Origin of the sequence: Xanthobacter albus (assembly GCF_043194895.2) — a bacterium.
GTDB lineage: Bacteria > Pseudomonadota > Alphaproteobacteria > Rhizobiales > Xanthobacteraceae > Xanthobacter.
In genome coordinates this window covers 1,247,158-1,266,046 of record NZ_CM195532.1, presented here as the reverse complement: position 1 = coordinate 1,266,046, position 18,889 = coordinate 1,247,158, and the positions used below count along the sequence as shown (strand labels likewise).

Sequence of the window (18,889 nt, the reverse complement as noted above, 5' to 3'; positions counted from 1 at the left end):
ATTGACCGCTTCTTGTGCGACGCGGCGCGCCTTGCGGGGGCATCGCCGCGCTCAACCTTCGCGCGCAGATGCCCGTTGCGGCACCGGCTACCTGCGCCGATCATTCATGGCCTCCGGCAGATCGAGCCGGCTTTTCCGGACCCGCGCCAGGCGCTCCCGCTGCCGGCCCGGCAGGTGGTCCGGCGTCTCGCGGCAAGTGGTGGGCCTTCAGCCCTGCCTTCAGATTCACCTTGAAGTCGTTTTCCGCGCGCATGCGGTCACGCACCTCCATCCGCTTCCGGCCCATCATGACGACCGGCGCCTGGACCGCAGCAAGGCAGGGGAGCACCGGGGAAAAGACGATCCACGCCGCCAGCCCCTCCCCGCGGAAAAAACGGAGAAGCCCCGATTGCGGCCGGAAACGCAGCCGCCGCGACCGCCCTCTGCGGGCCGTCGCGGCGGAATGAAGATGCCGGATCGAAAAGTGTCACCCTCCCCCCGCGCGCGCCGAGCAATCCGCGCGATCAAAAATGGGGAACCTTCGCAATGCCTGTTCAAACACCACGCATGCGGAGGGAGGGTAACCGGCCGTGGTGCCGAGGCACCGCGGCGGCAGCGTCGGCCTCCTGCTAGCTGCCGGTGGTCAGCGTGGTGAGGGGCACGAACGCGGGCTTGGGGCCGGTGGCGGCGGGGCGGCTCGGATCATGCTCCTTGAGCACCTTGAAGACGCGCTCCGCCATGGGGTTGGACTTGATGAAGTCCCGGTAGGCCTGCTCCAGCATGGACTGGGCGGCGGAGAAGATCTCCTCGTCGCTCTTGCCGTCGAGGTCGGCCGAGACGAGGTACTGCCCCATCCGCCGCAGGATGTGCAGGCGCACCACCTGCAGAACCTCCGGCTGGTAGTCCACCTTGAGGGTCGTGAAGAACTCCTCGGCGCTGGACAGCGACTTCAGCGTATCGAGAACCGACATGCGAACCTCCATTCTTCATTGTCGCGCGCAGAAAGACCCGCCGTCTCAGGCCGCTTCGTCGGCGGCGGTGCGGCTGCGCTGGATCTCGCCCTGGAGATGGGCGAGCCGCGCCTCCAGGAACTCGATGCGGTCCAGCAGCGAGATGATGGCCTCGCCCACCGGATCGGGCATCAGGTGATGCTCCAGGTCGATCCGCCCGTCGCCGACCCGGCGGCGGTCGGACACCGGCTTCACCACCCGGCCGGGAATGCCCACCACGGTCATGGACGGCGGCACGTCCTCGATCACGACCGAATTGGCACCGATGCGGCAGCCCGCGCCCACCATGATGGGGCCGAGGATCTTGGCGCCCGCCCCCACCAGCACGCCGTCGCGCAGAGTGGGGTGGCGCTTGCCAGCGGTCCAGGAAGTGCCGCCCAGGGTGACGCCGTGATAGAGCGTGACGTCGTCGCCCACCTCCGCCGTCTCGCCGATCACCACGCCCGCGCCGTGATCGATGAAGAAGCGGTGGCCGATGGTCGCGCCCGGATGGATGTCCACATTGGTGAGGAAGCGGCCGAGCCAGGACAGGAAGCGGGCCGGGAACTTCACCCCGCGCAGCCACAGCCGGCTGGCGAGCCGGTGCCAGATGACGGCATGGACGCCCGGATAGGTGAGCACCACCTCCAGCGTGTTGCGCGCCGCCGGATCGCGCGACTTCACGCAGTCGATATCCTCGCGGATCAGCGCCCAGACGGACTGCCGGACCACGGGCGCGGCCCCCTCGGCCGGCGGGGCGGCATCGGTCGCGGCGTCCTTCGCGCGTCCCATGATCATGCTCAGGCTCCCATCACGGCGAGGTGGCGGCGGCGCAGCGCCTCTTCGGTGAAGCTCTCCTCATGGAAGCGGCGCAGCACCTCCGGCGGCACGTTCTCCTTGGTGCGGGTCGCGTATTCCCGCACCCGTTCCAGGATGGCGCGACCGCGCGCCTCGTCCACGTCGAGCCCCTGCTCGGCGAGGGCGTGGACGACGGCCGAGAGGCCCGAGTGCTTGCCCAGCACCAGGGTGTGGCGCCGGCCCAGCAGATCCGGGTTGAGCGCCTCGTAGGTGGCGCGGTCCTTCAGCAGGCCGGAGACATGGATGCCGGATTCGTGGGTGAAGACATCGTCCCCCACGATGGCCTTGGTGCGCGGCATGGGCCGGCCCGCCGCCATCATCACCCGCTGCGCCAGCGGCCGGAGGGCGCGCGGGTCGACGCCCGTCACCTCGCGCGCGGTCTGGCTGAGGGCGATGGCGACCTCCTCCAGCGGCGCGTTGCCGGCGCGCTCGCCGAGGCCCGTCACCGTCACCGAGACATGGCGAGCCCCGCCGGTCACCGCCGCCAGGGTGTTGGCGGTGGCGAGGCCCAGGTCGTCATGGGCGTGGAACTCGATCTCGAGATCGGTGGCGCTCGCCACCCGCCGCACCAGGGCATAGGACGAGAAGGGATCGAGCACGCCCAGCGTGTCGGCCAGCCGCAGGCGGAAGGCGCCCACGTCGCGCGCCGCCTCCGCCACCTGGCACAGGAACTCGGGGTCGGCGCGGGAGGCATCCTCGCAGCCCACGGCCACGGTGAAGCCGATCTTGCGCGCGAGGCCCACCACGTGGCGCAGCGCCTCCAAGGCCCAGGCGCGGTCGCGGCCGAGCTTGCCCTGGAGCTGCCGGTCGGAGGTGGGAATGGAGAGGTTCACCGCCGTGACCCCGGCCGCCACCGCCGCGAACAGGTCCTGCTCGCTCATCCGGCACCAGGCCACCACCCGCATGGGGAGCTTGAGCGAGGCGATGGAGCGCAGGGTCTCGATCTCCTCGTCGCCCATGGCGGGGGTGCCGGCCTCGATCTCGGGCACGCCGGCGGCGGCGAGCGCCTCGGCGATCTCGATCTTCTCCCGCCGGGTGAAGGCGACGCCCGGCGCCTGCTCGCCGTCGCGCAGGGTCGTGTCGTTGAGAAAGACGGTGCGCGCCGGCTTCCCGCGCGAAGCGGCTGACGAACCTTCCGGCGCGGTGCGGCCCGAGCGGCCCGAAACGGCCGATGGTGACTTCGCGAGCATGGGTCCCTTCCAATCTACCAGGCGAGTGGCGTTGAAAAGCACCGGCGACGATGCGTCGGTACGGACAGCGTCAGACGGAAAAGCGGTTGCGGCCGCGCGGCATCCCGGATCAGCTTGGAACAAGCGAAGGGCATGACCGCGCTCATCCCAGGCGGCCGCGCCGGGACGCGTCCGCCGCCACCACGAACGCCCCGCGAACCTCGCCGCGCGGCGTCACGAAATCGATGTGCAGGCCCTCGGCGAAAGGCCGGGAGCGATGGCCGAGGAAGAGCTTCAGCCCGCCCTGCTCGATCACCATGTCGTCGGCGCGCGCCACGTCGAGGTGCATCATCACCTGGAGCGCGTCTCGCGCGCCGGCGCCCGCCACCAGGCGCAGCCCCTCGGCATCGCGGGCGGCGCGCGACATGGCGGCCTTCACCACCTCCACCGCGCTGGTCGAAAGAGAGATCATCCTTCGGGTCCGCCTGCCTGGGCGCCGGTGCGGCGCGGTTGGGAATCGGGGCCGCGAGGCGCGGCGCCAGATCGTTCAGGACAGGAAAAGCAAGGAGCGGACCAGTTTTATAAACTTATGATTTCAAAAGAAAAAATTTCATATTCACTTGTCGCAAACGTGACAGCACGGCGAGACCGCGCGCCGTTCGGCAGGTTCGCGACAGAAGAGTCTCCCCCCGCCTAAGCGGGGGAGATGACCACCTTCACGTCCGCCGGCTTCGCCCAATAGGGGGCGGAGGTCACGAGAATCCGCGCGCCGGCGGCGGCATAGGCAGCCGCATTCTGCAAATTCACGCCCCCGGCCGCCGCCACCAGGGCCCGCGCGCCCGCCGCGGCCACGTGATCCACCACCGCGCGGATGTCCTGCGGCGTCATCTTCTCGCACTGGAGCACGTCCGGCTCAGCCGGCAGCACGGCCGCCACCTCATCCAGGCTTTTCACCTCCACCACCACTTTCTTCTCCGGCATGGCGCGGCGCAGGGCGGCGATGCGGGCCACCGCGTCGTCGAGAAAGGCGCAATGCTCGGGAAACACCAGGAGGGTTTCCGACAGGCCGAGCCGGTGCGGAAAGGCGCCGCCGGCGCGGATGGCGGCGATCATCTGCGCCTTGGCACCGGGAAGGGTCTTGCGGGTGGTCACCACCGCCACCTCCGGCGACACCGCCCGCGCGGCGGCGATGATGTCGGCGGTGAGGGTGGAGATGCCGGAGAGATATTCCACCAGGGTCTGCGCCACCTTCCAGGCGGTGAAGACGCCACCCGCCTCTCCCTCCGCCGAGAGGATGGCCCCGCCGGCCGGAACCCGCGCGCCGGAGGAGACGAGGCGTTCAGCTTCCACCCCCACCCGGTGGAACAGTGCCTGCGCGACCTCCACCCCGCACACGGTCGCCTCCGCGCGCATGTGCATGGCGAGGCGGGCGCGCCGGCCGGCGATGCCGATGGCCGCCGTGGTGAGATCACCATGGGGCGCGTCCTCGGCCAGAAGGCCGTCGAGCATGGCCTCGGTCCACCACCGCATCTTCGCTCACTCCTGGCAAGGCATGGGCGCAGGGACCCGCCCGCGCGCCGCGCGCTCTATTCCTGTGAATACAGCAGATGGACTATGGCGGCCGCAGTGTGCCCCGTCGACGGGACAAAGGCGCGCTGCCCCGCCGGCGTCGCGGTGCACGGCAGGCCCGCGCGCCGCCTCACGCCGGGGCGCGGGCCGCCTTCGCCGCTTTGGTGGGCCCGCGCAGCAGCGTCAGGCACTCGGCGGTGGCCGCGAGATCGAGCGCGGAGAAACCGTCGAGGGTCTCCGGCAGCGGGTCGGCCCCCAGCTCCAGCAGCCGCGCCACCACGTCCGCCTTGCCGGCGGAGGAGGCGTACATGAGGGCGGTGGCGCCGTTGTCGTTGCGGTTGTCGATGTCGATGCCCGCCGCCGCCAGCGCGGAGATGATATCGAGATGGCTGCCCACGCAGGCGAGCCACAGGGCGGTGTTGCCGTCCGTGTTGCGCTGGTCGAGCGCCGCGCCGAGGGCCACGAGGCCGCCGACGATGTCGCCCAGCCTCTCCCGCGCCGCCTTCATCAGCGGGGTCATGCCATTCTCCACCGTGGCGTTGACCCCGCCCGGGGGAAAGCCGAGGCCGGCGAGCCAGCGGGCCAGGGTCGCGTCGGGCGTGCCCGTAGAGGCGTTGGCGGTGGGGGCGTTGGCCGTGGGAGCCTGGGCATGGACCCAGCTCCGCCAGGCCTCGTAGCCCCCGTCGAGGCTGTAGACCTCCCTGAAGCCGAAATCCGACAATGTCTGCGCGAACTCGCGGCTGGCGTGGCCGTGGTAGCAATAGATCAGCACCGGCGCCGCCTTCGGGGTGCCCATGATGAGCTCCGACAGGCCGGAGAAGGTGATGTTGCGGGCGCCCTCCACGTGCCCGGCGCCATAGGCCCCGGCATCGCGCACGTCGAGCGTCACCGTGCGGGGGTTCCTCAGCAGCGCGTCGGCCTCCTTGACGCCGATGCAGCGGAAGGGAATGCGTTCGGCCATTCGAGCCTCCTCAAGCGGTTCTGCCCGGATAGGCCGGGGACGAGACGATGCGGGCGTCGCCCATGGGCCGCCCCACCGTGAAATGGTACATGGACTGGAACCGCCGCCCCTCCAGCCCCAGCAGGCGGTGGACGTCGTCATCGAAATAGCAGCCGATGCCGGTGCCGCGCAGGCCCGCGGCCTCCGCCTCCAGGTAGAGCGCCTGCCCCAGCATTCCCGCCTCCCAGAACAGCTGGCGATACCGCCAGGGGTCCTCCGCCAGCGCTTCCTCGAAGGCCGCGAGCATGCCGAGGGAGAAGCAGCTGTCGCCGGCGATGGCCTGGTGGCAGCTCAGGGTGCGGATGACGCCGCGCGCATCGGTGCGGGCGAGGCGGCGGAGCGGCAGGTGCTCCGGGCACCCCTCCGGCGTCGCCCATTCAAAGTCGTCGCGCAGCAGGGCGCGCAGCCGCTCCCCCGCCTCCGGCAGGCGCGGCAAAGCGTAAAGGCCGCTGTCCAGACCCTCCACCTTGTGCACGAACAGCACCGGGTGCAGCGCCGGCGCGAAGTCCCACACGTCGAACGGCGGCGCCCGGCGGGGCAGCAGCGCGTCCAGCATGGAGAAGAAGGTCTCGCGCGGCATGTGATACTTCGCCTCGAACCGCTGCGCGCTGCGCCGGCCCAGGATCACATCCGCCGCCCGCGCGGCTGCCGGCACCGAGCGCGGCGGCGGCTCCGACGCTGCAGCCGGCTCCGGTCGGGGTGCCAGCGCGGGGAGCGGAGTGGCGCGCGCCACCTCGTCGATCACCGGCCAGCGATACATCGGGTGGCGATCGAGCACATTGGCCCGCCCGGCCCAGCGCGCGGCATCCAGCGCCGGCGGCGGCGCGCCGACGGCGCCGGCGCCGGGCCCGGCGTCGATGGCGATCAGAAGGTCGGGCTCCTCGCGCTCGGCGCCCGCGAAATCCCCGGCGCGGTCGAGGCCGAGGAGGGCGGCGAGGGCGGCAGCGTCCACGCCGTGGACGAGCCGCGCGCCCCAGCCCTGCGCCGCAGCGGCATAGCGGAAGGCGGCGAGCGCGTGACCGGTGTCGAGCTGGCAGTAGCGGAAGGCGCGCTCGCCATATTTCCACGCCTCGCGCCAATGGATGGAGCTGAGACCGATCCACAGCCGCGTGCTGCCCACCTCCGGCACGGCCGCCGGGCAGCGCAGTTCCAGCGCGTGGTCGCGGCTCACATAGTGATGGAGGCCGTCGGGCAGCCCCGGCACCCCATGCGCGATCACATAGGCCTCAGTGGGGTGCAGGTTGCCGCTGGAGGGATTGGCCCGCACCGCCCATCGGTCCGGCCCGAACTCCTTCCAGGCGGTGAGGCCCATGGAAAGCTCCAGCAGCGCCGAGACGGAGGCGAGGGCGAGCGGCGCGGACGGCACCGCGCCGGAGCGGAAAAGATCCGCGAACGGCGTGACGAGCCGGTCCGCCACCACGGGCAGCACCGTGCGCGCCGCGCCCTCATAGGTGCGGAACGGGTCGGGCTGGGCGTCCCAGTCCAGGGTTTCGGGGCCCGCCGCGTAGCGCTTCAGGCCGTGCTTGGTGCGCTCGTGATAGGCGATCGCCACATCCGCCGGGGTCGCGGCCGGGGCCGCCGCGACGTTCACGGCTTGAAGGACGGCGCCGGCGCCGTCGGATCGGGGCAGGAGGCGCCGTCGGCGGGGCGCGAGCAGCCCTCCGGCGGCGTCACCCCCGCGCCGATGAGCGAGAGCACCGGCTCGCGGTCGAAGCCGGCGCAGCGCGCGCCGTCCGCCTCCACCAGCGGACGGCGGATCAGGATCGGCTGCTCCACCATCAGCGCCAGGGCCGCCTCGGCCTCCATGGCGGCGGGATCGACAGCGCCCGACTTCACGGCGGGGGCAGCCGGATTGAACCAGCTCGCCACCGGCGTGTCGCCGAAGAAGGATTTCAGCCGCCCGGCGGTCCAGGGCTCGGCGAGCAGGCTCCGCACCTCCAGCGCATGGCCGGCATTGGCCAGCATCAGCTTCTGCCGGGCATTGGTGCCGCAGCCGGGCTTCTCGTAGAAGACGACGTTCGCCACGGGTCGCCGCCTTATTTCAGGATGGAGAGCTGGACCAGCGGCACGGCGCCGCCGCGGCCGAGAACGGTGTCCACCTTCTTGCGCACGCCCTCCAGGGTCAGCGGCTTCACCACCGCCCCGGCCGCGCCCGCCTTCATGGCGCCCACCGCCACCGCCTCGTCCGCCTTGTCGCAGACGACGAGGACGCGGGCATCGGGGAACTTCCCCTTCATCTCGGCGATGATGTCGTTGCCCCGGCTCTTGATGTAGGAGACGCCCAGCAGCACCACGTGCGGCACCAGCCAGTCGACGCCCTTCTCATAGGCCTCCTCCGGGGTGGCGAGCTCGTGGGTCTCGATCTCGTCATGCAGCATGAACTGCAGGGCGGCGCGGGTGATCTCGTCCTCGTCCACGACGAAGACGCGCCGCTGGTCGACAGCCTTGGAAGTTTCAACGCCGATCTGCATGTCGCTCCTCGCTCAAATCCTCGATGCCGCGGCGACGCCCGGCCGTGGGGCGGGCATCTTCTTCGCTTCAAGCAATATTCATTCCGCGCACGAAGGACTCGCGGCCGGCGGCATGGCCCCCTGCAAAGCCGCGCGGCGCTTGCCGCCGGCGCCGCGCGTTCGGTTGTTTTGATTGCGACAGAACCTCCTGTCGTGTCGGGTTCGACACAGCGTTGCGGCACCGCCATTCGCGGGGCGGATTTGATGTAAATCAAGGCTTTTCGCAGCCTCTTGCAAGTTGGCACGCTGGTTGCTGGTCCCACTGCGCAACGGCGAGTGAGGGCTGAGTGCACGCCTAGGCGATCTGCCAGCGATGCGCTCCTTCCCGTAACCCGCGGGGCGTTTCCGACGAAATTTCAAGATGACGAGAGAAACGGCCTCGCGCCACGCGCGCGCTGGTCTTCTGAAAAATAGGTTCGAAGGAGAGCAAGATGTCGCTGCGACAGATCGCGTTTTACGGCAAGGGTGGTATCGGCAAGTCGACCACCTCCCAGAACACCCTGGCCGCGCTTGCGGAGATGGGCCAGAAGATCCTCATCGTGGGCTGCGACCCGAAGGCCGACTCCACCCGCCTGATCCTGCACGCCAAGGCCCAGGACACCATCCTGTCGCTGGCCGCGAACGCCGGCTCGGTGGAGGACCTGGAGCTCGAGGACGTGATGAAGGTCGGCTTCCGCGACATCCGTTGCGTGGAGTCGGGCGGCCCGGAGCCGGGCGTGGGCTGCGCCGGCCGCGGCGTCATCACCTCCATCAACTTCCTTGAGGAGAACGGCGCCTACGAGGACATCGACTACGTGTCCTACGACGTGCTGGGCGACGTGGTGTGCGGCGGCTTCGCCATGCCCATCCGCGAGAACAAGGCGCAGGAAATCTACATCGTCATGTCCGGCGAGATGATGGCCATGTACGCGGCCAACAACATCTCCAAGGGCATCCTGAAGTATGCGAACTCCGGCGGCGTGCGCCTGGGCGGGCTGGTGTGCAACGAGCGCCAGACCGACAAGGAGCTGGAGCTGGCGGAGAGCCTGGCGAAGAAGCTCGGCACCACGCTGATCTACTTCGTGCCGCGCAACAACATCGTGCAGCACGCCGAGCTGCGCCGCATGACCGTGATCGAGTACGCGCCCGACAGCGAGCAGGCCACCCATTACCGGAACCTGGCGACCAAGGTGCACGCGAATGCCGGCAACGGCATCATCCCGACCCCGATCACCATGGACGAGCTGGAAGACCTGCTCATGGAGCACGGCATCCTGAACGCCGTCGACGAGAGCCAGGTCGGCAAGACCGCCGCCGAGCTCGCCGCAGGCTGAGGCCCCTGAGCGCGCCGGACGGGGTCTTCGGACATCCGCCCGGCGCGCCATTTCCACCGGCCCCTGTTCTTTTTCTCGACTTTGTAGGCTGGCCGGAACGCGTATCGATTTCTTTCGATTTTATTTCGACCCTTCATTTACCCCCGATTAGGCTTGGTCCCCCGCCGCAAGGCGGGGGACACTTTTTAGGTGCCCTGGCTTCGCCCGCGCCCCCGCGCGAGATGAGCGCGAGCCCCCTCTCCCCGGCACATCCCCGCGCAAAGCTGTCGCCTTCCCGTCATCCGCCGTTCCGCGACGCGCCACGCGCCCGCGCACTCAGTGCGGCCTCGCATCAGTGCCCCTTGCCCCCCGACCCCTGCGAATCTGTCGCGTTCCCGACATGGGGCGCCGACGCCCGACGCGCCGATGTCGCGGCGACCCTGGCGAACACCTGTTATCTCATTGTTTTATCTCTAGAATCCGGACCTTCAGAATATTGGCACGGTGCTTGCTCATTCCGGTGCGGAGCCAAGGTGAAGGGCTCGGAGCAATCTCATGCACATCGTCGTCTGCATCAAACAAGTCCCGGATTCGGCGCAGATCCGCGTCCACCCCGTCACCAACACGATCATGCGGCAGGGCGTGCCGACGATCATCAATCCGTACGATCTCTTCGCCCTCGAAGAAGCCATGCGCCTGCGCGACAAGTTCGGCGGCGAAGTGACCGTGCTGACCATGGGCCCGCCCTCCGCCGAGGACTCCCTGCGCAAGGCCCTCACCTTCGGCGCCGACCGCGCCGTGCTGCTCACCGATCGCTTCTTCGCGGGCTCCGATACGCTGGCGACCTCATTCGCCCTCGCCACCGCCATCAAGAAGATCAGCGACACCTGGGGCGCGCCGGATATCGTCTTCACCGGCAAGCAGACCATCGACGGCGACACCGCCCAGGTGGGCCCCGGCATCGCCAAGCGCCTCGGCCTGATGCAGGTGACCTACGTGGCCAAGGTGACCGAATACGACGCCGCCGAGGGCACCGTGACCCTGGAGCGCCGCGCCGAGGGCGGCACGCAGGTGCTGAGGAGCAAGCTGCCCTGCCTTGTCGCCATGCTGGAAGGCACCAACGAGATCCGCCGCGGCACCATGGCCGACGCCCTGCGCGGAGCCCGCGCCGAGATCGTCAAGTGGAACGCCAAGGAAGCCGGCGTCGAGGATCTCAACAAGTGCGGCCTCAAGGGCTCGCCCACCATCGTGAAGCGCGTGTTCGCGCCGAGCGCGCGCGCCGAGAAGGCCAAGATCATCGAGATCCCCGAAGGCGGCTCGCTGCCCGAGGCGCTGATCGAGGAGATCTTCACCCGTCAGCCCGCCCTGGAGGCCGACCTCACCGCGCTCGCCCGCGGCTTCTGACGGTCCCGGAAGCACACGAGGCATCAGGAAGAAAGCAACACCCATGAGTGAGCCGAAGAAAACCCCCGCCCCCGCCGCCGGCGGCCGCGCATCCACCAAGAAGGAACTGCCGGAACACTTCAAGGCGTACAAGCACGTCTGGGTGTTCGTGGAGCAGGAACGCGGCCAGGTGCACCCCGTCTCCTGGGAGCTGATGGGCGCCGGCCGCCGGCTCGCCGACAAGCTCGGCGTGGAGCTCGCCGCCGTGGTGCTCGGCCCCGAGGGCGAGACCGTGCGCAACGCGGTCGCGGAGTCCTTCTGCTACGGCGCGGACCTCGCCTATGTGTGCGCCGACCCGGTGCTCACCGATTATCGCAACGAGGCCTACACGGCCGCGATGACGAACCTCGTCAACACCTACAAGCCCGAGATCCTGCTGCTCGGCGCCACCACCCTCGGCCGCGACCTCGCCGGCGCGGTGGCCACCACCCTGCTCACCGGCCTCACCGCCGATTCCACCGAGCTGGACGTGGACGCGGACGGCTCGCTCGCCGCCACCCGCCCCACCTTCGGCGGCTCCCTGCTCTGCACCATCTACACCCTGAACTTCCGCCCGCAGATGGCCACCGTCCGTCCGCGCGTGATGCCCATGCCGGACCGGGTCGAGAAGCCCATCGGCAAGGTGGTGGAGCTGCCCCTCGGCGTGAACGAGGCCGACATCATCACCAAGGTGCTGAACTTCATCCCCGACCGCGAGTCCTCCAAGTCCAACCTCGCCTATGCGGACGTGGTGGTGGCCGGCGGCCTCGGGCTCGGCTCGCCGGAGAATTTCCAGCTGGTGCGCCAGCTCGCCCAGGCCATCGGCGCCGATTACGGCTGCTCGCGCCCGCTGGTGCAGAAGGGCTGGGTGACCTCCGACCGGCAGATCGGCCAGACCGGCAAGACCATCCGCCCGCGGCTGTACATCGCCGCCGGCATCTCCGGCGCCATCCAGCATCGCGTGGGCGTCGAGGGCGCGGACCTGATCGTCGCCATCAACACCGACAAGAACGCGCCTATCTTCGATTTCGCCCATGTGGGCATCGTCACCGACGCCATCCGCTTCCTGCCGGCGTTGACCGAAGCCTTCCGCAAGCGCCTGTCCGCACATTCGCGCGACAAGCTGGCCAGCTGAGGATACTCCTATGATCGACGAAAAGTTCGACGCGATCGTGGTTGGCGCCGGCATGGCCGGCAATGCCGCCGCGTACACTCTAGCCAAGCGCGGCTTGAAGGTCCTTCAGCTGGAGCGGGGCGAGTATTCCGGCTCCAAGAACGTGCAGGGTGCCATCCTCTACGCGGACATGCTCGAAAAGATCGTGCCCGACTTCCGCGAGGACGCGCCCCTGGAGCGGCACCTCATCGAGCAGCGCTTCTGGATGATGGGCGACAGCTCCCACGTGGGCCTGCACTATCGCTCGGAAGACTTCAACGAAGAAAAGCCGAACCGCTACACCATCATCCGCGCCCAGTTCGACAAGTGGTTCAACAAGAAGGTGCAGGAAGCCGGCGCCCTGGTGGTGTGCGAGACCACCGTCACCGAGCTGGTGCAGGACGCCTACGGCAAGGTGATCGGCGTCAAGACCGATCGCGGCGGCGGCCAGATCCATGCCGACGTGGTGGTGCTGGCGGAGGGTGTGAGCGGCCTGCTCGGCACCCGCGCCGGCCTGCGCAAGATCCCCAAGCCCACCGATGTCGCGCTGGCGGTGAAGGAAATGCATTTCCTGCCGCAGGAAGTCATCGAGGAGCGCTTCAACATCAAGGGCGACGAGGGCGCGGTGATCGAGGCCGCCGGCACCATCTCCAAGGGGATGACCGGCATGGGCTTTCTCTACACCAACCGCGAGTGCATCTCGGTCGGCATCGGCTGCCTGGTCTCGGACTTCCAGAAGGGCGGCGAGAGCCCCTACACCCTGCTTGAGAAGTTCAAGAAGCACCCCTCCATCGCGCCCCTCCTGGAGGGCTCCGAGGTGAAGGAATACGCGGCCCACCTCATCCCCGAGGGCGGCTACAAGGCGATCCCGCAGCTGTTCGGCGACGGCTGGGTCGTGGTGGGCGATGCCGCCCAGCTCAACAATGCCATCCACCGCGAGGGCTCGAACCTCGCCATGACCTCCGGCCGCATCGCCGCCGAGGCCATCTTCCAGGTCAAGTCCCGCAAGGACCCCATGACGGCGGCGAACCTCGCGCTGTACAAGAAGATGCTGGAAGATTCCTTCGTCATGAAGGATCTCAAGAAGTACAAGGACATGCCGCAGCTTCTGCATGTCCAGTCGCAGAACTTCTTCCTCACCTATCCGCAGCTCGTCAACAAGGCGATGCAGAACTTCGTGCGTGTCGATGGCACGCCGAAGAAGGAGAAGCAGAAGCTGACGATGAAGTCGTTCACCTCGGCGCGGTCTTGGGCGGGCCTGTTCGGCGACGCCTTCAAGCTCGCCCGGGCGTGGCGCTGAGCGGGGCTGATCGGACCACCCGTCCGCGTCGGAGCGCTCACCCCGACGCGGACAACCAAGGGAGATGGACATGGCAAGCACTGAAACCGCGGTCCGCGTCGAGGACAAGCTCTTCCAGAACCGCTACCTGGTGGACGCCGGCCGCGCCCACATCAAGGTTCGCGCACATACCGAGCCGACCCCGGCGCTGAAGGCGCTGCTCACCGCCTGCCCGGCGCGCTGCTACGAGCTGAACGACAAGGGCCAGGTGGAGATCACCGCCGACGGCTGCGTGGAATGCGGCACCTGCCGCATCATCGGCGAGCCCTCCGGCGACATCGAATGGAACTATCCGCGCGGCGGATACGGCGTCCTGTTCAAGTTCGGCTGAGCGCGCACCGGCACCGGGACCGTCCTGCGGCCCCGTGCCTTCCATTGCCCGCGCGAAAATTTGCCCGATCCGTCATCCAGGGCCGAACGCCGGTATTTCAGTTCCGGCCCGGCGGATCATATCGATTGCCATAAGACGTTCTTGAACCGTGTCAGCCGCACGGGGCCGCCGCCCCGTGCGGCTGATTTTTTGAGAAGGCATAGCCATCGCGCGCCGCCCATAAGCCCCGCGGCTGGTGGTCTTTTCTCTCGTGATCTGTCCTCATGGGCCGTTGGCGCATGAGGGGCCGGCGAGTAAATCAGCCTGCGCGGGATCGGCGCCCTGAGCCCATGGCCTGAAGACGCGGCAGCCAGCCGGCAAGGCAAGAAAAAGGGGAGCGACGGCCACCGCCATCGCTCCCCTTCTTTCGAAAAACTGCGGAGGACGCGGCCTATTCGATGCCTTCCTGCCGCGCGCGCCACATCATGGCGATGCGGAAGCGCTCGTTGATGGCGGCGGGGCTGGCGAGAATCTCCGCCTCGGCCTGCGCGAAAGCCGCGGTCACCATGTCGGTCTCCTCCTGGGTCAGCGTCACCCGGCCCGCCATATGGGTGGCGTCGGGCGACACCTCCCAGATCTTGCGGCGGTTGGGGTGGAGCTTCACCTCCATGAGGTCGAAGGCCTCCAGCTTTCCGTCGAGCATGATGGCGAGGCCCACCACCTCGAGCTTGCGTCCGTCCGCCGTGGTCTTGATCAAAGTCGTCGCCATGGTGATCACCCGTCTTGAATGGCCAGCCAACTGTAACCGCCCTGATCCCAGAGCTGCGCCAGCAGTCGATCGCAGGTCCAGTCCGGATACTGAGCCTTCACGGCATCGAAATCCGAACGAAAACGTTCCGCATCCTCGCCCTCGATGGTCGCCGTCATCTGCTCGGCCTTGAAGCGGAGCACGAACAGGGCTCCGTCCCGGCTGGCCTGAAGGGCATAGTCCTGCCCCTCGCAGAGGGTCTCGAAAGGCTCGTCGCGCGCGCCACTCATCTCGGTGCTCCCGGCTCGCCCATCGCTGGCTCGGATCACGTCATCTCCCGGCGGCCGCCTCAGGCGGCCACCGGCGTGTCTTCCGCAAGTCCCCATTCGGCGAAGGAACCGTCATAGACCGCGGCGGTTCCGACGCCGGCAACGTAAAGCGCCAGTGCCAGCACACACGACACCGTCGCCGAGGCGCAGGTGACGACGATAGGCTTCGCAAGGTCGATGCCCGCCGCCGCGAACCGCGCCCGGATCGCCTCCGGCGAGACCAGCGCGCCGGTTTCGGCCACCACGAGGTCGCCCCAGGGCAGGTTCACCGCATCGGGGATGTGCCCGTGCTTGCGCGCGGGGAAAAGGTCTTCCTGGCTGCCGTCGAACTTCGCGGGGCCGCGCGCGTCCAGCACCTGCTCGGCGCCGGAGGCGAGGTTCGCCCGCATCTGGTCGAGGGTCCGCACCAGATGCGGCGAGAAGCTGGCGCTGAAAGTCTTCGGCTCCGGCCGCACCGGAGACATCTCGGTGGGCCGCTTCTCGGCGGTCCACTTGCCGTACCCGCCGTCCAGCACTGCCACGTTGTCGTAGCCGAACACGCGGAACATCCACCACACCCGCGCCGCGGCCGAGCCGCCGCAGTTGCGGTCATAGACCACCACCCGGTCGCCGGCGCCGATGCCGAGCAGCCCCACCTTCTTCGCGAAGTCGGCGGCCGAGGGCAGCATGTGCGGGAGGCCCGTCGACTTGTCCGCCACATGGTCGATGTCGAAATGCACGGCGCCCGGCAGGTGGCGGCCGCGATACTGGGTCCGCCCGTCGAGATTGGTGCTCTCGTGGTGCCAGGTGCAGTCGAGAATCCTGAGGTCCGGGTCCGAAAGATGATCGCTCAGCCATTCGCTGGCGACCAGGGCCCCGGGGAGTGTGGTGGTCATGAGATCACGGGCTCCTTCTCGGCGGGCCGGCACCGCGCCGGGCGCGCGCCGGAAGTCACGATCCCGAGGCCCGCGCCGCCCGCCCGAAGGCAGCGGCGCGGGCCGGGCGGCTCAGGGAACCTTGGGCATCTCGTAGCCGGGGCGCGGGTGGCTGTCGTAATAATCGACGCGCTCCGGCCAGCCGCCCTCGGGCTTGAAGGTGAACTTCGCCACCCTCACCGGCGCATTGGTGGAGACGGTGACCTCCGCGAACTTGATCTCGCGGTCGCCGGGGCCGGCGGAGAAATCGGCGATCACGGTGCCGTCTTCCTTAGTGGCGCGCGCGAAGCCGGGGGTGCCGGCATCCGCTCCGGGCACCGGATTGGCGACGAAGCTCGGGACCTCGGAACCGTCCTCGGAGGGGGTGCCGAAGGCCGGAGTGGCGAAGGTGAAGGTGGCGAGCTTGTTCGAACGATCCACCTTCTGGTCCGCCGAGGCCGGACGGGCGACGGAATAGACCGTGAGGGTGGCCCCCGCCAGCAGCTCCTTGATCTCGTCCAGCGACTTCTGGGCGAATTCAGACGCGACGTACATCTTGGCTCTCCAAAGGCAAACGGTTCGCCTTCGGAACATCAAGTTTCATGCCAGCCGCGCACGCCGGCCGCGAAACATCGGAAGGACGCCGCGCGGCCCCTTGCGGCGACAGGGCGCGCGGCGGGACGTTGATAGACGCCGGCGATCACATGCGGCCGGCATCGTCATGTCGGGAAGCCGCCGCGCGGCGCAGGAATGCGACGTCGCCCGTGTCCGCTTGCCGCCCTCGCCCGCCGCGATCCGCCCGCGTGAGAGACGGACGCGATCACGCCCCACTCCGCCCTGCCCTTTCCCGCAAAGGCTTTGCCGCCGCCGGGCGGGCGTGAGCGCGAATCTTGCAGGGGTTCCAGGAAACGCAGTCATGCGAGGACAGTCCATGCTCGACACAGCGATCATCGGCGGCGGACTCTGCGGCCTGGCCCTGGCCCGGCACCTGAAGCGGCAGGGCCGCGACATCGCCATCTACGAGGCGCGCCCCCGCCTCGGCGGGCGCATCCTCACCGCCGTCTCCGCCACCACCGGGGAGGCGCTGGACCTCGGCCCCACTTGGTATTGGCCGGACACCCAGCCCCTCGTCACCGCCTTCCTCTCCGATCTCGGCCTGCCCACCTTCCTTCAGCACGACGAGGGCACGGTGCTGCACCTCGCCGAGGCGGACAAGAGCGCCCAGCCGCTGGCGAGCCAAAGCGTGCACGGCGGCGCCCGCCGGGTCGCCGGCGGCATGACAACTCTGGTGTCGGCGCTGGCGGACGAGCTGCCGGAGGAGCAGATCCACCTCTCCCACGTGCTGGTGGCGGTGCGCGATGCCGGCGACCACGTGGTCCTCGCCTTCCGCGTGAACGACATGCTGCTGGAGGTGGAGGCGCGCCACGTGGTGGTCGCCCTGCCCCCGCGCCTCGTGGCCGAGAGCGTGCGCTTCGAGCCGGAGCTCGACGGCGCCACCCGCGACGCCATGGGCGCCGCGCCCACCTGGATGGCCGCCCAGGCCAAGGTCGCCATCGCCTATGACCAGCCCCACTGGCGCGCGGCGGGCCAATCCGGCAACGCCTTCGTGACCCACGAGCAGGCCGTGGTGGGCGAGATCTTCGACGCCTGCGACGCCACCGGCGCGAAGGCCGCGCTCGCCGGCTTCCTCGCCTTCCCGCCCGCGCTGCGGGACACCTTCGCCGTGGGCCTGCCCATGCTCATGAAGAACCAGATGGCGCAGGTGTTCGGCGCGGCGCTCGAAGGGGGCGGCGAGCTGCATTACCAGGACTGGGCCCGCGAGCCCCTCACCTGCAGCGCCCGCGACCGGGCGGAGCCGGCGGGCGAGCACGTGGCCTTCTCCAATCCCCTGCTGCGGCGGGCGCTGTGGGACGGGCGCCTGTTCCTCGGCGGCTCGGAGACGGCGACCCAGGGCGCCGGCTACCTTGAAGGCGCGCTGGAGGCGGCGCGGCGCATCGAGCGCGCCCTCGCCCGCCTGCGCGCGGCGGAGACGGAAGACGACGGCCTGCCCACGGTCGGCGCCTCGGTCAACGCCGTGAGCCTCGCGCGGTTCGCGGCCTGGGTGGCGGGGCAGCACGATGCCGCCTTCGATGCCTACCGCGCCCGGCTCAACCGGGCGCTGGCGGCCCAGCAGCGCGACCAGCTCGCCCAGCGCGCCATCCTCGGCGCCGTGGAGGACATCTACGACCGCGCCCTCGACATGCTCGACACCCTGCCCTTCGACATGCGCGACGTGGCGGTGGAGAAAGGGCGCTCGGCGCTGATGCCGCAGGTGCAGCAGCCGTTCCGGGACTTCATCCAGACCCTCGTCGACGACGTGGTGGCGTTCAACCGCACCTCCTGCGCCCTGTCCAACTTCCCGGACGAGCACCACCTGTCGAAAGAGTACATGCAGACGATCCTGAGGGACATCGCCGCCGCCTGGCGCGACTTCTCCCTTGCCGCCAACCGCCGCCTGCTGGCGAAGGCCGAGCGCGAGCGGGCGCAGCCCGCGCCCGCCGGCCCGGCGTTGGCGTCGTGACACCGCCGCGCGGCGCCAGCCGCCGCGCGGCCCTGGAGCATTTTCGAGCCAAGTGGTGCCGGTTCGCGTGAAGAAAATGCGCGGTCTAAATGACCTGGAACGATTTCCGCGCGCCGATGCGCGCGGAGAAGCCCTGGAGCCGTGAACGAGGACGCAATGGAAACCGAAGTCGCACAGGAAGAAGCCACCGGCGAGACCATCGCCTACGCCATCTGCAGCATGAGCGACATCCCGAGCCAGAGGGCACGGGGGTTTCAGCTGGTGCGCCTGGACGAGAACGGCGAGGAAAAGCCGTTCAACATCGTCGTGGTGCGCTGGGGCAAGCAGGTGTTCGGCTATGAGAACGTCTGCCCCCACCAGCAGGTGAACCTGGACTGGGAGCGCAACCAGTTCATGGACCCGAACGGCATCCGCATCATGTGCGGCAAGCATGGCGCCCTGTTCGAGATCGGCACCGGCGCCTGCGTCGAGGGGCCATGCAAGGGCGAGGGGCTGACCCCGGTGCCGCTCGCGGTGCTCGACAACGACATCTGCGTGGTGGGCGTGCCCCTCGCGGAGGACGAAGACGACGATGAGGAGGAAATCACCTCCTGCTCCGACGAGGGCGGCGGCGTCTGAAGGGCCGGCACCGGATCCGGATGAGCCACGCTCATCCGGATCGAGGTTTCGGCTCGCAATGTCCGGCAGGTTCCCAAGAAGGCCGGGATTGCCCGAAAAGGCGGGGATGCGCCGCATCCCCGCAGGTTCCGTTTCGAAGACCGCGTCGCGC

The 18,889-nt window shown here is 69.1% G+C and carries 21 protein-coding genes; 7 read left to right on the top strand and 14 right to left on the bottom strand.

Features of this window, described 5'->3' with window-relative positions; translation table 11 throughout:
* Positions 1 to 100: 100 nt before the first annotated feature.
* The 10 genes from V5F75_RS05730 to V5F75_RS05685 form a co-directional block, all read right to left on the bottom strand.
* Complete coding sequence (locus tag V5F75_RS05730) at positions 101 to 343, bottom strand: DUF1003 domain-containing protein (protein ID WP_394033653.1); 243 nt, start codon at positions 341 to 343, stop codon at positions 101 to 103.
* Positions 344 to 608: 265 nt separating this feature from the next.
* Complete coding sequence (nifW, locus tag V5F75_RS05725) at positions 609 to 950, bottom strand: nitrogenase stabilizing/protective protein NifW (protein WP_394033505.1); 342 nt, start codon at positions 948 to 950, stop codon at positions 609 to 611.
* A 45-nt stretch (positions 951 to 995) separates the two neighbouring features.
* Positions 996 to 1,766, bottom strand: coding sequence for a serine O-acetyltransferase (cysE, locus tag V5F75_RS05720; RefSeq protein WP_394033504.1), 771 nt, complete (start codon positions 1,764 to 1,766; stop codon positions 996 to 998).
* A 2-nt stretch (positions 1,767 to 1,768) separates the two neighbouring features.
* The gene (gene nifV / locus V5F75_RS05715) at positions 1,769 to 3,016 is read right to left on the bottom strand and encodes a homocitrate synthase (protein WP_394033503.1); all 1,248 of its coding nucleotides are present in this window, start codon (positions 3,014 to 3,016) and stop codon (positions 1,769 to 1,771) included.
* A gap of 142 nt (positions 3,017 to 3,158) precedes the next feature.
* Entirely contained in the window at positions 3,159 to 3,467 is a 309-nt protein-coding gene (locus tag V5F75_RS05710) for a HesB/IscA family protein (protein WP_394033502.1), read from the bottom strand.
* 221 nt (positions 3,468 to 3,688) lie between these two features.
* Positions 3,689 to 4,525, bottom strand: a complete 837-nt coding sequence (gene modD / locus V5F75_RS05705; protein ID WP_394033501.1) for a ModD protein — start codon at positions 4,523 to 4,525, stop codon at positions 3,689 to 3,691.
* Positions 4,526 to 4,694: 169 nt separating this feature from the next.
* A complete protein-coding gene (locus V5F75_RS05700; RefSeq protein ID WP_394033500.1) occupies positions 4,695 to 5,525 on the bottom strand; it encodes an ankyrin repeat domain-containing protein in 831 nt (276 codons plus the stop codon).
* Between the two features lie 10 nt (positions 5,526 to 5,535).
* Positions 5,536 to 7,155: a SagB/ThcOx family dehydrogenase gene (locus V5F75_RS05695; protein ID WP_394033499.1), complete on the bottom strand. Its 1,620-nt coding sequence runs from the start codon at positions 7,153 to 7,155 to the stop codon at positions 5,536 to 5,538.
* Positions 7,152 to 7,589, bottom strand: coding sequence for an ArsC/Spx/MgsR family protein (locus V5F75_RS05690; protein WP_394033498.1), 438 nt, complete (start codon positions 7,587 to 7,589; stop codon positions 7,152 to 7,154). The genes V5F75_RS05695 and V5F75_RS05690 overlap by 4 nt, the downstream gene beginning before the upstream one ends.
* A gap of 11 nt (positions 7,590 to 7,600) precedes the next feature.
* Positions 7,601 to 8,035: a response regulator gene (locus V5F75_RS05685; RefSeq protein WP_394033497.1), complete on the bottom strand. Its 435-nt coding sequence runs from the start codon at positions 8,033 to 8,035 to the stop codon at positions 7,601 to 7,603.
* 470 nt (positions 8,036 to 8,505) lie between these two features.
* On the opposite strand from V5F75_RS05685, the gene nifH reads away from it, so the two are divergent.
* The 5 genes from nifH (at position 8,506) to V5F75_RS05660 (ending at position 13,611) form a co-directional block, all read left to right on the top strand.
* Entirely contained in the window at positions 8,506 to 9,387 is an 882-nt protein-coding gene (gene nifH / locus V5F75_RS05680) for a nitrogenase iron protein (protein ID WP_394033496.1), read from the top strand.
* Between the two features lie 534 nt (positions 9,388 to 9,921).
* Positions 9,922 to 10,770, top strand: a complete 849-nt coding sequence (locus V5F75_RS05675) for an electron transfer flavoprotein subunit beta/FixA family protein (RefSeq protein WP_394033495.1) — start codon at positions 9,922 to 9,924, stop codon at positions 10,768 to 10,770.
* 43 nt (positions 10,771 to 10,813) lie between these two features.
* Positions 10,814 to 11,923: an electron transfer flavoprotein subunit alpha/FixB family protein gene (locus tag V5F75_RS05670; protein ID WP_394033494.1), complete on the top strand. Its 1,110-nt coding sequence runs from the start codon at positions 10,814 to 10,816 to the stop codon at positions 11,921 to 11,923.
* Positions 11,924 to 11,933: 10 nt separating this feature from the next.
* Positions 11,934 to 13,241: an FAD-dependent oxidoreductase gene (locus tag V5F75_RS05665; RefSeq protein ID WP_394033493.1), complete on the top strand. Its 1,308-nt coding sequence runs from the start codon at positions 11,934 to 11,936 to the stop codon at positions 13,239 to 13,241.
* Between the two features lie 70 nt (positions 13,242 to 13,311).
* Positions 13,312 to 13,611, top strand: coding sequence for a ferredoxin family protein (locus V5F75_RS05660; protein WP_393989886.1), 300 nt, complete (start codon positions 13,312 to 13,314; stop codon positions 13,609 to 13,611).
* 430 nt (positions 13,612 to 14,041) lie between these two features.
* Here the strand turns inward: V5F75_RS05660 and V5F75_RS05655 are convergent, their stop codons facing one another.
* The 4 genes from V5F75_RS05655 to V5F75_RS05640 form a co-directional block, all read right to left on the bottom strand.
* Positions 14,042 to 14,359: a hypothetical protein gene (locus V5F75_RS05655; RefSeq protein ID WP_394033492.1), complete on the bottom strand. Its 318-nt coding sequence runs from the start codon at positions 14,357 to 14,359 to the stop codon at positions 14,042 to 14,044.
* 5 nt (positions 14,360 to 14,364) lie between these two features.
* The gene (locus tag V5F75_RS05650; RefSeq protein ID WP_394033491.1) at positions 14,365 to 14,628 is read right to left on the bottom strand and encodes a hypothetical protein; all 264 of its coding nucleotides are present in this window, start codon (positions 14,626 to 14,628) and stop codon (positions 14,365 to 14,367) included.
* A 59-nt stretch (positions 14,629 to 14,687) separates the two neighbouring features.
* Positions 14,688 to 15,542, bottom strand: coding sequence for a sulfurtransferase (locus V5F75_RS05645; RefSeq protein WP_394033490.1), 855 nt, complete (start codon positions 15,540 to 15,542; stop codon positions 14,688 to 14,690).
* 111 nt (positions 15,543 to 15,653) lie between these two features.
* On the bottom strand, positions 15,654 to 16,115 hold the full coding sequence (locus V5F75_RS05640; protein WP_394033489.1) for a hypothetical protein: 462 nt from the start codon (positions 16,113 to 16,115) through the stop codon (positions 15,654 to 15,656).
* Positions 16,116 to 16,491: 376 nt separating this feature from the next.
* On the opposite strand from V5F75_RS05640, the gene V5F75_RS05635 reads away from it, so the two are divergent.
* Both V5F75_RS05635 and V5F75_RS05630 read left to right on the top strand, forming a co-directional pair.
* Positions 16,492 to 18,120, top strand: coding sequence for a flavin monoamine oxidase family protein (locus V5F75_RS05635; RefSeq protein ID WP_394033488.1), 1,629 nt, complete (start codon positions 16,492 to 16,494; stop codon positions 18,118 to 18,120).
* Between the two features lie 156 nt (positions 18,121 to 18,276).
* Positions 18,277 to 18,738 carry a Rieske (2Fe-2S) protein gene (locus V5F75_RS05630; protein WP_394033487.1) on the top strand — a complete coding sequence of 154 codons (462 nt, stop codon included), beginning with the start codon at positions 18,277 to 18,279 and terminating at the stop codon, positions 18,736 to 18,738.
* The last annotated feature ends 151 nt before the right edge of the window (positions 18,739 to 18,889 follow it).

Bases quoted from the DNA above. Each gene is read 5' to 3' on its own strand.
- V5F75_RS05650 (WP_394033491.1), bottom strand. From the start codon at position 14,628: ATGAGTGGCGCGCGCGACGAGCCTTTCGAGACCCTCTGCGAGGGGCAG.
- V5F75_RS05675 (WP_394033495.1), top strand. From the start codon at position 9,922: ATGCACATCGTCGTCTGCATCAAACAAGTCCCGGATTCGGCGCAGATC.
- cysE (WP_394033504.1), bottom strand. From the start codon at position 1,766: ATGATCATGGGACGCGCGAAGGACGCCGCGACCGATGCCGCCCCGCCG.
- V5F75_RS05635 (WP_394033488.1), top strand. From the start codon at position 16,492: ATGCTCGACACAGCGATCATCGGCGGCGGACTCTGCGGCCTGGCCCTG.
- nifW (WP_394033505.1), bottom strand. From the start codon at position 950: ATGTCGGTTCTCGATACGCTGAAGTCGCTGTCCAGCGCCGAGGAGTTC.
- V5F75_RS05670 (WP_394033494.1), top strand. From the start codon at position 10,814: ATGAGTGAGCCGAAGAAAACCCCCGCCCCCGCCGCCGGCGGCCGCGCA.
- nifH (WP_394033496.1), top strand. From the start codon at position 8,506: ATGTCGCTGCGACAGATCGCGTTTTACGGCAAGGGTGGTATCGGCAAG.
- V5F75_RS05685 (WP_394033497.1), bottom strand. From the start codon at position 8,035: ATGCAGATCGGCGTTGAAACTTCCAAGGCTGTCGACCAGCGGCGCGTC.
- V5F75_RS05660 (WP_393989886.1), top strand. From the start codon at position 13,312: ATGGCAAGCACTGAAACCGCGGTCCGCGTCGAGGACAAGCTCTTCCAG.
- V5F75_RS05665 (WP_394033493.1), top strand. From the start codon at position 11,934: ATGATCGACGAAAAGTTCGACGCGATCGTGGTTGGCGCCGGCATGGCC.
- V5F75_RS05645 (WP_394033490.1), bottom strand. From the start codon at position 15,542: ATGACCACCACACTCCCCGGGGCCCTGGTCGCCAGCGAATGGCTGAGC.
- V5F75_RS05700 (WP_394033500.1), bottom strand. From the start codon at position 5,525: ATGGCCGAACGCATTCCCTTCCGCTGCATCGGCGTCAAGGAGGCCGAC.
- V5F75_RS05640 (WP_394033489.1), bottom strand. From the start codon at position 16,115: ATGTACGTCGCGTCTGAATTCGCCCAGAAGTCGCTGGACGAGATCAAG.
- V5F75_RS05630 (WP_394033487.1), top strand. From the start codon at position 18,277: ATGGAAACCGAAGTCGCACAGGAAGAAGCCACCGGCGAGACCATCGCC.
- modD (WP_394033501.1), bottom strand. From the start codon at position 4,525: ATGCGGTGGTGGACCGAGGCCATGCTCGACGGCCTTCTGGCCGAGGAC.
- nifV (WP_394033503.1), bottom strand. From the start codon at position 3,016: ATGCTCGCGAAGTCACCATCGGCCGTTTCGGGCCGCTCGGGCCGCACC.
- V5F75_RS05710 (WP_394033502.1), bottom strand. From the start codon at position 3,467: ATGATCTCTCTTTCGACCAGCGCGGTGGAGGTGGTGAAGGCCGCCATG.
- V5F75_RS05655 (WP_394033492.1), bottom strand. From the start codon at position 14,359: ATGGCGACGACTTTGATCAAGACCACGGCGGACGGACGCAAGCTCGAG.